The sequence below is a fragment of the Bacteroides neonati genome, assembly GCF_000499785.1.
GTDB classification, from domain to species: domain Bacteria; phylum Bacteroidota; class Bacteroidia; order Bacteroidales; family Bacteroidaceae; genus Bacteroides; species Bacteroides neonati.
The window spans coordinates 64,350-78,700 of the sequence record NZ_HG726019.1; the positions used below are offsets into that span (position 1 = coordinate 64,350).

Annotated in this window: 9 protein-coding genes and 1 tRNA gene; 6 read left to right on the forward strand and 4 right to left on the reverse strand. The window is 46.7% G+C overall.

What is annotated here, in order from left to right; translation table 11 throughout:
* Positions 1-12: 12 nt before the first annotated feature.
* The 5 genes from TY03_RS00260 to queG all read left to right on the forward strand — a co-directional run bounded on the left by TY03_RS00260 (position 13) and on the right by queG (position 6,845).
* Positions 13-891 (forward strand): metal ABC transporter solute-binding protein, Zn/Mn family, encoded by an 879-nt coding sequence (locus tag TY03_RS00260; protein ID WP_148335544.1) that lies wholly within the window; start codon positions 13-15, stop codon positions 889-891.
* A complete protein-coding gene (locus TY03_RS00265; protein WP_042366302.1) occupies positions 888-1,655 on the forward strand; it encodes a metal ABC transporter ATP-binding protein in 768 nt (255 codons plus the stop codon). Before TY03_RS00260 ends, TY03_RS00265 begins: the two co-directional genes overlap by 4 nt.
* 104 nt (positions 1,656-1,759) lie before the next feature.
* On the forward strand, positions 1,760-5,095 hold the full coding sequence (locus tag TY03_RS00270; protein ID WP_042366304.1) for a glycosyltransferase family 117 protein: 3,336 nt from the start codon (positions 1,760-1,762) through the stop codon (positions 5,093-5,095).
* A gap of 101 nt (positions 5,096-5,196) precedes the next feature.
* A complete protein-coding gene (locus TY03_RS00275) occupies positions 5,197-5,850 on the forward strand; it encodes a polysaccharide deacetylase family protein (RefSeq protein WP_042366306.1) in 654 nt (217 codons plus the stop codon).
* Positions 5,850-6,845: a tRNA epoxyqueuosine(34) reductase QueG gene (gene queG / locus TY03_RS00280; protein ID WP_042366308.1), complete on the forward strand. Its 996-nt coding sequence runs from the start codon at positions 5,850-5,852 to the stop codon at positions 6,843-6,845. The genes TY03_RS00275 and queG overlap by 1 nt, the downstream gene beginning before the upstream one ends.
* Here the strand turns inward: queG and TY03_RS00285 are convergent.
* The 4 genes from TY03_RS00285 to TY03_RS00300 form a co-directional block, all read right to left on the reverse strand.
* The gene (locus tag TY03_RS00285; protein WP_042366310.1) at positions 6,763-8,004 is read right to left on the reverse strand and encodes a DUF4861 domain-containing protein; all 1,242 of its coding nucleotides are present in this window, start codon (positions 8,002-8,004) and stop codon (positions 6,763-6,765) included. The two genes, queG and TY03_RS00285, sit on opposite strands and share 83 nt — an antisense overlap.
* Before the next feature lie 104 nt (positions 8,005-8,108).
* Positions 8,109-8,903 (reverse strand): gluconate 5-dehydrogenase, encoded by a 795-nt coding sequence (locus TY03_RS00290; protein WP_042366312.1) that lies wholly within the window; start codon positions 8,901-8,903, stop codon positions 8,109-8,111.
* Positions 8,904-8,939: 36 nt separating this feature from the next.
* Positions 8,940-9,782 (reverse strand): 5-dehydro-4-deoxy-D-glucuronate isomerase, encoded by an 843-nt coding sequence (gene kduI / locus TY03_RS00295; protein WP_042366314.1) that lies wholly within the window; start codon positions 9,780-9,782, stop codon positions 8,940-8,942.
* Between the two features lie 1,020 nt (positions 9,783-10,802).
* Positions 10,803-10,873 (reverse strand) — tRNA-Gln (locus TY03_RS00300).
* Between the two features lie 163 nt (positions 10,874-11,036).
* On the opposite strand from TY03_RS00300, the gene TY03_RS00305 reads away from it, so the two are divergent.
* Entirely contained in the window at positions 11,037-14,294 is a 3,258-nt protein-coding gene (locus TY03_RS00305) for a S41 family peptidase (RefSeq protein ID WP_042367205.1), read from the forward strand.
* The last annotated feature ends 57 nt before the right edge of the window (positions 14,295-14,351 follow it).

The following is a 14,351-nucleotide window of genomic DNA, read 5'->3' on the forward strand; positions in this document are numbered from 1 at the left end:
CAACTAAATAAAATGATAAAATATACTCCCCTACTCCTTTTGGCTGTTTTGCTAAGTGCTTGTAACGCAAAGCGTACCAAAAATGATTCGGCCGAACAGCCTATTCTCACAGTAACCATGGAGCCGCAACGCTATTTTACAGAAGCCATTGCCGGCAACAAGTTCAATGTAATTTCAATGGTTCCCAAAGGATCGAGCCCGGAAACCTACGACCCTACTCCCTCGCAACTTGTTGCCTTGGGCGACAGCAAAGCATATCTACGCATTGGCTATATCGGGTTTGAACAAACCTGGATGGAGCGACTGCTTGATAACACGCCGCACCTACAAGTGTTCGACACCTCAAAAGGCATCGATCTTATCATGGACACGAGCCACAACCATACTGGCAATTGCCAACATGGCGAATCGGGCGTAGAGCCCCATATCTGGAGTTCAACGACCAACGCATTGATCATCGCCCGAAACACCTACAAAGCATTAACCCAACTCGATAGCCAGAACGAGCCTTATTACCTGAACAGATACGATAGTCTTTGCCATCAGATACAAGAAACGGACAGCATCGTACGCCACCTATTGGCAACACCGGGCACTGCACATGCTTTTATGATTTACCACCCGGCACTCTCCTATTTTGCACGTGACTACGGCTTGCATCAGATAGCCATTGAGGAGGGTGGAAAAGAACCTTCTCCGGCTCATCTCAAAGAGTTGATTAATCTTTGCAAGGCCGAAGGCGTGCGTGTTATATTCGTACAACCCGAATTTGATCGCCGTAATGCGGAGATTATTGCCGAACAAACCGGCACACGTGTTGTCCCGATCAATCCCTTAAGCTATAATTGGCAGGAAGAGCTGGTTAATGTTGCTAAAGCACTGAGCGAATGATCCCGACTCCATTACTGACTCTCCACAACCTCACAGCCGGCTACGATGCGCAGCCGGTATTGCGTGATATCAGCCTCACGGTCTATGATCGTGATTTTCTGGGTATCATCGGCCCCAACGGAGGGGGAAAAACAACGCTGATCAAATGTATCCTCGGTTTATTGCCTCATACAGCAGGAAGTATTCAGTTCTATCAGAATGGGCAACCAACAGATAGTATCACCATGGGTTATTTGCCACAATATAACTCCATAGACCGAAAGTTTCCTATTTCGGTACAGGAGGTTATTCTTTCGGGGCTTAGTTCGAAAAAATCACTTATCAGCCGCTTTACCGAAGAACACCACCGGAAAGTGCAAACAGTAATCGCCCGTATGGGACTGGAAGGATTAGAACATCGATCGATCGGTGCACTTAGTGGTGGGCAGTTACAGCGTGCCCTCCTCGGTAGAGCCATTGTATCCGATCCCGCCTTGCTTATTCTCGACGAACCCAGTACCTATATCGACAAGCAGTTTGAAGCAAGGCTTTACGAACTATTAGCCGAAATCAATCACGACTGTGCCATTATATTGGTGAGCCACGACATCGGAACGGTGTTGCAGCAAGTAAAATCCATTGCTTGTGTTAATGAAACACTCGACTACCATCCGGCACCTGAGGTTACCGGCGAATGGCTCGAACGCAACTTCCACTGTCCCATCGAATTACTGGGTCATGGCACTCTTCCACACCGCATATTGGGTGAGCATAAACATACCTGATAGAGCAAATCGTTAATTATTGATCGTTTCTGCGGCAATATACGGACAATTTATTACCTTTGCCACCACGTAACTTGTTATACAAAAGAAAGAACTATAGTTTAATGAAGCAGTACAAAACGATAAACAACCTTGCCGGTTGGATTATTTTCATCATCGCTGCCACTGTCTATTGCCTTACAATAGAACCTACGGCTAGTTTTTGGGACTGTCCCGAGTTTATTACTACCGGCTATAAACTGGAAGTAGGCCATCCCCCCGGTGCGCCTTTCTTTATGCTGGTAGCCAATCTTTTCTCACAATTTGCTTCCGATGTTACCACGGTCGCTAAGATGGTCAACTACATGAGTGCACTCATGAGCGGAGCTTGTATTCTGTTCCTGTTTTGGAGTATCACCCACTTGGTACGCAAGCTCGTGATAACCGACGAGAATAAAATAACAACCGCACAACTCATTACTGTTATAGGCTCGGGAGCAGTAGGCGCCTTGGTTTATACATTCAGTGATACCTTCTGGTTCTCAGCAGTCGAAGGTGAGGTATATGCCTTCTCTTCTCTCTTTACCGCTGTTGTATTTTGGCTAATCCTGAAATGGGAAGATGTGGCCAATGAGCCTCACTCCGATCGTTGGATTATCCTTATCGCCTATCTAACAGGCCTCAGTATCGGTGTCCATCTGCTAAATCTACTCTGCTTACCCGCTATCGTATTGGTATATTACTACAAAAAGAATCCGAATGCAACGGCTAAGGGTTCATTGCTGGCATTACTCGGATCGGGTGTGTTGGTAGCAGCGGTATTATACGGCATTGTACCCGGTGTGGTAAAGGTAGGCGGATGGTTCGAACTGCTGTTCGTCAACGGTATGGGCATGGCATTCAATACAGGTGTTATTGTCTACATTGTATTCTTGGCAGCAGCCATTATCTGGGGTGTATACGAAAGCTACTGCGAACAGAGCCGTACACGTATGAACCTCTCCTTTTTAGCAACCATTGCTTTATTGGGTATACCATTCTACGGACACGGTGCAAGCAGCATCGTGATCGGTATTATCGTATTGGGTGCATTGGGCTTGTATCTTTTTGCCAAAAAGCTTGATAAGAAGTATCAAATCTCTGCACGAACCATGAATACGGCATTGTTGTGCACCATGATGATTATGGTGGGCTATTCCTCGTATGCACTGATTGTGATTCGTTCAACAGCCAACACACCTATGGATCAAAACTCGCCCGAAGATATCTTCACATTAGGCGAATACCTGGGTCGTGAACAATACGGCACGCGTCCGCTTTTCTACGGACCTGCTTTCTCTTCTAAAGTAGCATTGGATGTAGAAGGAAACACTTGCATTCCACGCGAATCGACCTCTACAACCAAATATGTTCGTAAAGAAAAGGCTTCGCCCGATGAGAAAGACATCTATATCGAACTTCCCGGACGTGTAGAATACGAATATGCGCAAAACATGCTTTTCCCCCGTATGTACAGTGCTGCACATACCAAACAATACAAAGAATGGCAAGCGATTAAAGGTACCGACGTGCCTTACGACCAATGTGGCGAGATGGTTATGGTCAACATACCCACACAATGGGAGAATATCAAATTCTTCTTCTCGTATCAGCTAAACTTTATGTATTGGCGGTACTTCATGTGGAACTTTGCCGGCAGACAGAACGATATTCAAGGAAGCGGTGAGATTGAACACGGTAATTGGATTACGGGTATACCGTTCATCGACAATCTATTGGTAGGCAATCAGGATTTGCTTCCTCAAGAGCTTGCTGCCAATAAAGGGCATAATGTATTCTACTGCTTACCACTGATACTGGGTCTGATCGGGCTCTTCTGGCAAGCATATAAAGGGCAAAAAGGTATTCAGCAGTTCTGGGTAGTCTTCTTCCTGTTCTTTATGACCGGTATCGCCATTGTACTCTACTTGAATCAAACCCCTTCGCAACCTCGCGAACGTGACTATGCATACGCAGGATCATTCTATGCGTTCGCCATCTGGATAGGTATGGGCGTAGCCGGAATCGTTCAGCTTCTCAAAGAGCGGTTGAAGATGAAAGAAACCGTATTGGCAAGTATCGTTGCCGTAGTTTGCTTACTCGTACCGGTACAAATGGCCAGTCAGACATGGGACGATCACGATCGCTCCAACCGCTATATGGCACGTGATTTCGGGCAGAACTACCTGATGACTCTCCAAGAGAGTGGTAACCCCATTATCTATACAAATGGTGATAACGATACCTTCCCTCTGTGGTATAATCAAGAGACTGAAGGCTTCCGTACCGATGCCCGTACCTGTAACTTGAGCTACCTGCAAACAGACTGGTACATCGATCAGATGAAGCGCCCTGCCTACGACTCTCCTTCGTTGCCCATCACTTGGGATCGTTCGGAATATGCCGAAGGACAGAACGAATACATCCAAGTACGCCCCGAAATCAAGCAACAGATTGATGCACTGTATGCACAGGCAGATAGTAGCGGTAATCCGGAAGCACTCGCCAATATCCGCGAACAGTTTGGTGAGAACCCTTACGAGCTAAAGAACATCCTCAAATACTGGATTCGTTCGGACAAAGAGGGCTTACGGGTCATTCCCACCGATAGCATTGTAATCAAGATCGATAAAGAGGCTGTTCGCCGCAGTGGTATGAAGATTCCTGAAGCATTGGGCGATTCGATCCCCGACTATATGCACATCTCACTCAAAGGCAAACGAGCACTTTATAAGAGCGAATTGATGATGCTCGAAACACTGGCCAACACTAATTGGGAACGTCCGATGTATATGGCCATCAGTGTAGGCTCCGAGAACCATTTGGGTATGGGCAATCACTTCATACAAGAAGGGCTCGCCTACCGTTTCACGCCGTTTGATACAGAAAAGCTGGACAGCAAAATCGATTCGGAGAAAATGTACGATAACTTGATGAATAAGTTCAAGTATGGCGGCATGGAAACGAAAGGTATCTATCTGGATGAAAACACACTACGGATGTGCTTTACACACCGCAGGGTATTTTCGCAACTGGTAGCCCAACTGTTGAAAGAGGGCAAGAAGGACAAAGCACTGAAGGCTCTCGACTATGCCGAGAAAGTAATTCCGGCATACAACGTGCCTTACGATTGGCAAAACGGTGCCTTCCAGATGGCCGAGGCTTACTATCAGTTAGGGCAAACAGCCAAAGCCGATAAGATTATGGACGAACTGGCCAATAAGTCGGTAGAGTATATGTTGTGGTATCTGAGCATGAACGATCAGCAACTGGCTATATCGAGCCAGGAGTTCATGTACCACCTCAGTTTGCTCGATGCCGAGGTACGTACCATGGAGAAATATAAGTCGAAACTCGTAAGCAACTACACTACCCGCTTGGAAGAGCTGTACAATGCTTATATGAGCCGAACAAAGAAATAATGGCGAACCGGAAGTGTTGCATCATTGTCCCGATACATTATCGGCAATGATGCAACACTTCCACCTCTCCATTGATCATTAACCATAAACCACCCTCTCTCGTGATTATAGAACAACCACCTAAGTTCTTTCGCGCACTATATCCACAGGCAATCTTTCGAATGAATCCCAACGAAAAGGCAGTTTACCTGACTTTCGATGATGGTCCTATCCCCGAGGTTACCCCGTGGGTGCTTCAGTTATTGGAAGAACATGGTATCAAAGCCACCTTCTTTATGGTAGGCGATAATATTCGTAAATATCCGGAAGTATTTCAGCAAGTAGTAGAAGCCGGACACAGAATCGGAAATCATACATTCAACCATATTCGTGGATTTGAATATTCGGCAACGGATTACCTTAAGAACACCGACCAAGCCAACCAAACGATGGACACCGACCTCTTTCGTCCTCCACACGGACACATGGGGTTCCGGCAGTATCACACATTAAAACAGTATTATCGCATCATTATGTGGGACTTGGTTACACGCGATTACAGTAAGAAGATACGTGGACCACAAGTGCTGGCCAACGTGAAAAAGTATGTCCGCAACGGCTCCATCATCACCTTTCATGACTCCATAAAATCGTGGAAGAATGGGAACCTGCAATTTGCCTTGCCCCGTGCCATCGAATACCTGAAGGCAGAAGGATATGAGTTCAAATGCTTCCCTACTCCCGGGCAGGCGTGGCCTAGTGACAGTAAGAAATAATGGAAACAGCTATGCTATCCTCCGCTCACATCAAAGCCGAAGCCTTGCGCCTCGGCTTTTCAGCTTGTGGCATAGCCTCGGCCGATGCGGTAGATAAGACCACAGCAATGGCCTTTCACAACTGGATAGATGGGGAGAAACAAGCCGGTATGGCGTATATGAAAAACTATACGAACAAAAGACTCGATCCCCGCTTATTGATGGATGGAACACAAAGCATTATCTCCGTAGCCCTCAACTACTACCCCGTAGAGCAGCTACCCCACAATGGATATCAACTGGCTTGGTATGCATACGGGCGCGACTATCACGACATTCTCAAAGCAAAGCTCACCCGGTTGCAGGAATACATTCTGGAACAGTTCCCCGATAGCATAAGCCGTGTTTTTTGTGATACGGCACCCATACTGGAGCGGTATTGGGCATGGCGTACGGGGTTGGGTTGGATAGGCAAAAACACACAACTCATCATTCCCCATGCAGGTTCTTGCTTCTTTTTGGGCGAGATTTTTATTGACCGCATAGCCGATGCGTATGACACCCCGTTGGCTTCTCACTGCGGAAGCTGCACACGATGCTTGAATGCTTGCCCTACCAACGCACTGGAGAGCCCATATTTGCTGAATGCGGAACGATGCCTATCGTATCTGACCATTGAATATCGGGGCGATATTCCTCCCGCAGAAGCCCGTAAAATGGGCAATAAGATCTATGGTTGCGATGAATGCCAGAAAGCCTGCCCGTGGAATCGTTTTGCTACTCCCTGCCAAACACCCGAACTACACCCATCACCTGCCCTGCTCTCTATGCAGAAGAGCGATTGGCACAGCTTAACCGTAGAGCAATACAAAGCCCTCTTCAAGGGCAGTGCCGTGAAGAGGGCTAAATATGAAGGGATGGTACGTAATATCGTTACTGCATCGTCACAGTCAGCGGTGAGCGAAGTTGCTGAGCAAACTGAGCCACGTACGCATTCCACGCAGCAGCATCCTTAATGGCAGCTTTGCTCCAAGCCGATCCCCAATAGTATGTATAATCAGATCCGGGTGTGTATTCGCTAATGGCCAACACATGACCATCTGCACCACCACGCTCCTCTTTCTTCTCCTTTTCAGAGAACAGAATCACCTTGGCATCGTTTACCGAAGCAGGAAATGCTGCACCTACAAATATCTTACCGTTGCCGTTGGCAGCATTATCGGTAGGGTCTACATAGGTGATATATCCGTTGGCAGCGTCGGCTACTACCTCTCCATCGGGCTCGTGCAGTACGATACCTGTTGCTACGGGCATGGCTGCTTTCAGGTTGCTGTAAGAGACAACTGTTTTATTCATATATTGTCCGGCATCCAAAGAGATCAAGCGGCTCTCGATCACATTTGAATCTCCCTTTACAGTAAGCGGATTATAGGTCAGCTTGACGGTAAAACGCAACGGGCCGTTATCGAGAATCTCTTGCGTTTTATAGCAATAAGGATAGAATATTGTATCGCCCGACATTAATGCAGCGGCACCGCCACCCAGTGTTGGACCTACTTTGTAACAATCCAGCCCGTTGCCGTGGTCTACATGATAAGAAACCGATTGATAAAGCTGTTTGGCAGCTTCCGGATCAGTTTTCCTCAACTCGGCTATCTTTGCTTTCGTTTCGGGGTTGAGTTCGCTGGCATAACGAGCTTCTACCACCGGCTCGGTCGTATTGTACTTGGTCCAGATGTCGTAACCAAAAGCACGTTCGTTATTAGCCTGCAAGGCGGGTCCGTAGGTACGGAAAGCAACCAGGTCGTTCTCCCAGGCTACATCGTCAACCCGTTCGGGATAATATCTTCCGCAAGCCTTCACGCTGAAAGCCTCCGGAGTACCGGCTTTGATGGTGTAAGAAGCCGTTGCATTGGCTTTTACGTTAACCGGGAAGATTACTTTCTCATCATACGTAATCTGATAAGGAACCTGAGCACCGTCCTGATCAAGTACTACGATTTGTGCGGTATCGGCCAGTTGCAGCTTGGCAACTATATCGCCCATAGATACTTCTACCATCTCACCGCTACGTTCAAGAGCGGTCGAGTTAGTCACCTTAATGGTTACCGGGGTGCTTTCGGCGCAAGCAAGAAAAGCGAAAGCAGTTGCAAGGAGTAAGAAATACTTTTTCATTTTATTATTCTTGGTTAAAATTCGTCGTAGAAGCACACAGAGTACACGGAGTTGTTAAAAACATAACTCTGCGTACTCTGTGCTATCCTGTAACGAATCGGTTCTTATTTCGGTTGTTTTCCAATATAAGCCAAAATACCTCCGTCAACGTACAATACGTGTCCGTTTACAAAGTTCGAAGCCTCAGAAGCCAAGAACACAGCAGGTCCGGCCAAGTCTTCGGGTGTACCCCAACGGGCAGCCGGTGTTTTAGCAATAATGAATGAATCGAATGGGTGACGTGAGCCATCTGCCTGCAACTCGCGCAAAGGAGCTGTTTGAGGAGTAGCGATGTAACCCGGGCCAAGGCCGTTGCATTGAATGTTGAATTCGCCATATTCCGAAGCAATGTTGCGAGTCAACATCTTCAATCCACCCTTAGCGGCAGCGTAGGCAGATACGGTTTCGCGACCCAACTCGCTCATCATCGAGCAGATGTTGATGATCTTACCGTGACCTTTTTTCATCATGGCAGGAATCACTGCCTTAGCTACGATAAACGGACCATTCAGGTCGATATCAATAACCTGACGGAATTCGGCAGCCGACATCTCGTGCATAGGAACACGCTTGATGATACCTGCATTGTTTACCAAGATATCGATCACACCTACTTCAGCTTCGATCTGTGCAACCATTGCGTTTACCTGATCTTCGTTTGTTACGTCGCATACATAGCCGTGAGCCTCAATGCCCAATTCTTTGTAAGCAGCCAAACCTTTGTTTACCAGTTCTTGGTTGATATCGTTGAATACTACTTTTGCACCTGCATTTGCATAAGCCGTAGCCAATGCAAAACCAATTCCGTAAGAAGCACCTGTTACGAGTGCTACCTTACCTTCTAATGAGAAATTAATCATACCGATTCCTTATTTAATCTGTTAGTTATAGTTTAATTACTTCAAGTCTGTGATCAGAGAGAAGTCCTGATCGCCATAATCAAGGTTCTCGCCACCCATACCCCAAATGAAGGTATAGTTGTGAGTTGCTGCTGCCGAGTGGATAGACCATTCGGGTGAAAGTACAGCTTGGTCGCCCTTCATCCATACGTGACGTGTTTCATCGACTTCGCCCATGAAGTGGCATACGGCATGCTCTTGGGGCACTTCAAAGTAGAAGTAAGCTTCCATACGACGGCTGTGAACGTGTGCAGGCATGGTATTCCATACGCTACCCGGAGCCAGTTCGGTCATACCCATTTGCAATTGGCAAGTAGGCAATACCTGGTTCACAAGCATTTTATTGATATTACGGTGGTTAGAGCCTTCGAGCGAACCCATTTCAGCTACTACTGCATCGGCTTTCGTAATCTTCTTATCAGGGTAATTGCGGTGAGCAGTCAGTGAGTTGAAATAGAATTTAGCGGGATTCTTCGGATCAACACTCTCGAAGGTTACAGTACGATCGCCCGAACCCAAGTAAAGAGCTTCCTTATAGCCTAATTCAAAAACGGCATCGTCTACCTTCACAATACCGGGGCCACCTACGTTAAACATACCCAGCTCGCGGCGAGTCAGGAAGAAGGGTGCTTTAAGCGGATCGATCGCTTCGAGCGTCAGTACTTCTGCTACCGGCATAGCGCCACCTACTACCATGCGGTCATACATGGAATATACCATATTCACCTCATCGGCTGCAAATACAGTTTCAATCAGAAAATCACGACGGATTCTTGCAGTGTCATAGCTTTTTGCATCTTCGGGATGCGCAGCATAGCGAATTTCATAATTCGTTTTCATACCTTATATGTTTTAATTGTTGATAATATGCATTCGTTCTATGTACCTCGTTTACGTACACGATGCAAAAATAGCAAAAGAAAACGGCATAACATTGCAATTTTGTGCTTATTATGTAGCAATATCGTTCACAAATGGTTCATGCACTGTCTGTTTAACAATTTATAATACGATAATTGAAGTTAGCACGTATAAATGAGTGCAGGCAACACTCCCGTTAGGAAGAGTTGCCTGCAGTTGGCACTGAACTATGATTGCGATAGTAGTTTGTCGAAAAACAATGTGATTAGTTGCACGCCTCCATTTCGGCTACAAACTCTTTTGTGGTATATACTTTACCGGCCGGTAGGTTGAAATTAGTCCAAGCAGCCTTGTCGGCATCCATATTAGGAAATTCCGCCAAATCATGATAAGAAAGATACCAAACCTTTTTTAACAGCCCAAGAGGGGCACAACAAGAGTACGTTGTTTTGGTATGAATGAGTACGTTCTCTTGCTGTTGAAGAATACGTACTTAACACAGTGTTAATATACTAGTTTTGCAAACGAGGAAAAACAATGAATAAATTGAAAAAGAAACAAATTAAAATACTGATATACAAAACATTAAAAATCGAAGAACGATAGCGTAGTAAATGCAACTCCCTTTGCGACAGCTTTCTATTATTTGATTAGAGCGATTTATTTCGAACATAGTTGTGCATTTAACAACCTCATCTATGCATCAGAAACGCCATTTACTCCCGGTTTAAAAATCTATTAGAAACAGTAATTCGTAGAGCCGGACAGCCTTGAATGCATTTTCCAGCAAATGGAGCAAGAAACCGGAAGAGATGGCAATGGAGACACAAACGCCCATCCACCAACGATATATGACACTGGATGATTTACAAAAGGTAGGCACATTTATGAATCTCCCACCGGACAAAGCCGTGTTCGACACTGCTTATAGCGGGCGAAACAGCTCCATCAGTGGAATAAGAAAAGCCCCGGCTCTTTGCGAGTCGGGGCTTACTGAAGTTGTCCTACCAAGATTCGAACTTAGACAAACAGAACCAAAAACTGTTGTGCTACCATTACACCATAGGACAAACTAAATGTGCTTTCTGTTAAAAAGCGGTGCAAAGATAAGGGAAAGCTTGATAATCTCCAAATATTTCGACACTTTTTTGCATAAAAACTCTTGCAAACTAAGCCGAATGCTTATCTTTGTACGTACAGAATACACCTAAAACAATCCGTAAAACTAAAAAAATGAGAAAATCAATCGTATGTATTGCACTAAGCTTCAGTGCGCTAAGCAGTCATGCAGAGTCTCCCTTATGGATGCGCGATGTACAGATTTCGCCCAACGGAAGAGAAATCGCATTTTGTTATAAAGGAGATATCTACAAAGTGCCCGCGGGTGGCGGAACAGCAACCCAACTCACTACACAAGACTCGCACGAGAGTACACCGATATGGTCGCCCGACGGGAAGCAGATAGCCTTTTCGAGCGACAGAAACGGAAACTTCGACGTCTTCGTAATGCCTTCGGCAGGAGGAAGTGCCAAAAGGCTCACACGCCATTCGGCAGCCGAAATTCCATCGGCCTTTACACCCGACGGTAAAGAGATTCTTTTCTCCGCATCGATTCAAGACCCAGCCGGCAGCGCATTGTTTCCTACATCGGCTATGACGGAACTGTATAAAGTGCCGGTAAGCGGCGGAGCAACCCAACTTGTACTCGGAACACCGGCCGAAGCAATCGCTTTCGACCCATCGGGCAGTTTCTTCCTTTACCAAGACCGCAAAGGATTCGAGAATGAGTGGCGAAAACACCACACTTCGTCCATTACACGCGATGTATGGATGTACAACACCCAAACAGGCAAACACACCAACCTGACCAACCGGGCAGGCGAAGACCGTAATCCGGTCTTAGCACCCGACAAACAAACGGTATATTACCTGAGCGAACAGGGCGGATCATTCAATGTATATTCTTTCGCACTCGATAAGCCGCAAACGGTTAAACCCATCACCTCTTTTGCAACACATCCGGTACGTTTTCTGTCGATAGACAACAACGGCACACTATGTTATAGCTACGATGGAGAAATTTATACCCAAGCAGCGCAGGCAGCCCCTGAGAAGGTTCGGATAGAGATTATTCGCGACGATCAGGAAAAGGTAGCAGACCTGAGCTTTACGAGCGATGCAACCTCGGCCACGGCATCACCCGATGGCAAACAAGTGGCATTCATCATTCGAGGCGAAGTATTTGTCACTTCGGCAAACTATGGTACCACAAAGCAAATCACACATACCCCCGAACGAGAGGCCGGGCTCTCCTTTGCTCCGGACAACCGCACACTGGCTTATGCCAGCGAACGCAATGGGAACTGGCAACTCTATCTGGCCAAGATGGCACGCAAAGAAGAGGCCAACTTCCCCAATGCAACGACGATCGAAGAGGAAGTACTCCTACCCTCTGCTACCATCGAACGTGCCTATCCGCAGTTTTCGCCCGATGGCAAAGAACTGGCTTTTATCGAAGACCGCAACCGCCTGATGGTACTTAACCTGGCTAGCAAAAAGGTTCGTCAGGTTACCGACGGATCTACCTGGTACAGCACAGGAGGTGGTTTTGACTACCAATGGTCGCCCGACGGTAAGTGGTTTACACTCGAATTTATCGGCAACAAGCACGAACCTTACGCCGACATCGGTTTGGTCAATGCGCAAGGAGGAAGCGAAATTATCAACCTGACTAATAGCGGCTACACCAGCGGATCTCCCCGTTGGGTACTCGATGGCAACGCCATCTTATTTGCTACCGAACGCTATGGTATGCGCGCACATGCCTCTTGGGGATCGCAACGAGATGCCATGTTGGTGTTTCTGAATCAAGATGCCTTCGATAAATACCGCTTAAGCAAAGAGGATTATGAGTTGCAGAAGGAGCTCAAAGCCGAACAGGAAAAAGCAGAGAAGAAGGTAAGTGCCGACAAGAAGAAAGACGCGAAGAAAGATAAAAAAGAAGAGGACAAAAAGGAAGAAAAGGTAAAAGAGATTGCGGTAGAACTCAAAAACATCGAAGACCGCATCGTACGCCTCACTCCCACCTCGTCTGATCTGGGTGATGCCATCATCTCTAAGGATGGCGAAACACTCTACTACCTCATTGCCTCGGAAGACGGATACGATATGTGGAAAATGGATCTACGTAAAAAAGATACGAAGCTCCTGCACAAGCTAAACACCGGATGGGCTTCTATGGAGATGGATAAAGAGGGAAAGAATCTCTTTTTATTGGGTAGCAAGGCTATGCAGAAAATGGATCTGGCGGCAGAATCGTTGAAACCCGTCACCTACAAAGCCGAAATGAAAATGGACTTGGCAGCAGAGCGTGAGTATATGTTTAACCACGTTTACAAACAGCAGCAGAAGCGTTTTTACAATACCAATATGCATGGGGTAGACTGGGATGCCATGACCGCCGCCTACCGTAAGTTCCTGCCTCATATAGACAATAACTACGACTTTGCCGAACTGTTGAGCGAATGGCTGGGCGAACTCAATGTATCGCATACCGGAGGCCGCTACTACCCTAACTTAAAGGGTGAAAATACGGCCAACCTCGGTGTATTAGTTGACTGGAGTTACGAAGGAAAAGGTGTACGCATAGACGAAATAATAGAAAAAGGTCCCTTCGATCACGCGTATTCCAAAGCCAAAGCAGGCACAGTCATTGAGAAAATCAACGGACAAGAAGTAAATCAAGAGAGTGATTATTTTGAGTTACTCAACGACCAGGGAAGAAAGAAAACACTCGTATCACTCTATAACCCACAAAGCGGCGAACGGTGGGAAGAGGTAGTGATGCCCATCAGTAGCGGAGCACTCGATAATCTGCTCTATACACGTTGGGTGAAACAACGTGCAGCCGATGTAGATAAGTGGTCGAACGGACGATTGGGATACGTACATATTCAATCAATGGGCGATGACAGCTTCCGCTCGGTATACTCCGATATACTGGGGAAATACAACAACCGCGAGGGAATCATCATCGATACGCGATTCAATGGTGGCGGACGCCTGCACGAAGATATCGAGATACTCTTCAGCGGACAGAAGTACTTCACACAAGTAGTTCGCGGACGCGAAACCTGCGATATGCCCAGCCGACGCTGGAACAAACCCTCTATCATGCTGATGTGCGAGGCCAACTACTCCAACGCACATGGCACACCTTGGGTATATAGCCATCAGAAATTAGGGAAACTGGTCGGCATGCCTGTACCGGGCACCATGACCAGTGTGAACTGGGAGCGTTTGCAAGATGCATCACTCGTATTCGGCATCCCCGTAACAGGCTATCGCCTACCCGACGGAAGCTACCTGGAGAATCAGGAACTCGAACCGGATATCAAAGTAGCCAACTCACCCGAAACAATCGTTAAAGGCGAAGACACTCAACTAAAAATGGCAGTAGACGAGCTGCTCAAAGAAACATCAACCCGATAATCCATACAAAAGAGAGGAGCGTCTACAACAGACGCTCCTCTCTTTTTGTACTATATC

Excerpts from the sequence above, each read along its gene's own strand:
- TY03_RS00260 (WP_148335544.1), top strand. The coding sequence starts at position 13 with ATGATAAAATATACTCCCCTACTCCTTTTGGCTGTTTTGCTAAGTGCT.
- TY03_RS00265 (WP_042366302.1), top strand. The coding sequence starts at position 888 with ATGATCCCGACTCCATTACTGACTCTCCACAACCTCACAGCCGGCTAC.
- TY03_RS00270 (WP_042366304.1), top strand. The coding sequence starts at position 1,760 with ATGAAGCAGTACAAAACGATAAACAACCTTGCCGGTTGGATTATTTTC.
- queG (WP_042366308.1), top strand. The coding sequence starts at position 5,850 with ATGGAAACAGCTATGCTATCCTCCGCTCACATCAAAGCCGAAGCCTTG.
- TY03_RS00285 (WP_042366310.1), bottom strand. The coding sequence starts at position 8,004 with ATGAAAAAGTATTTCTTACTCCTTGCAACTGCTTTCGCTTTTCTTGCT.
- TY03_RS00290 (WP_042366312.1), bottom strand. The coding sequence starts at position 8,903 with ATGATTAATTTCTCATTAGAAGGTAAGGTAGCACTCGTAACAGGTGCT.
- kduI (WP_042366314.1), bottom strand. The coding sequence starts at position 9,782 with ATGAAAACGAATTATGAAATTCGCTATGCTGCGCATCCCGAAGATGCA.
- TY03_RS00305 (WP_042367205.1), top strand. The coding sequence starts at position 11,037 with ATGAGAAAATCAATCGTATGTATTGCACTAAGCTTCAGTGCGCTAAGC.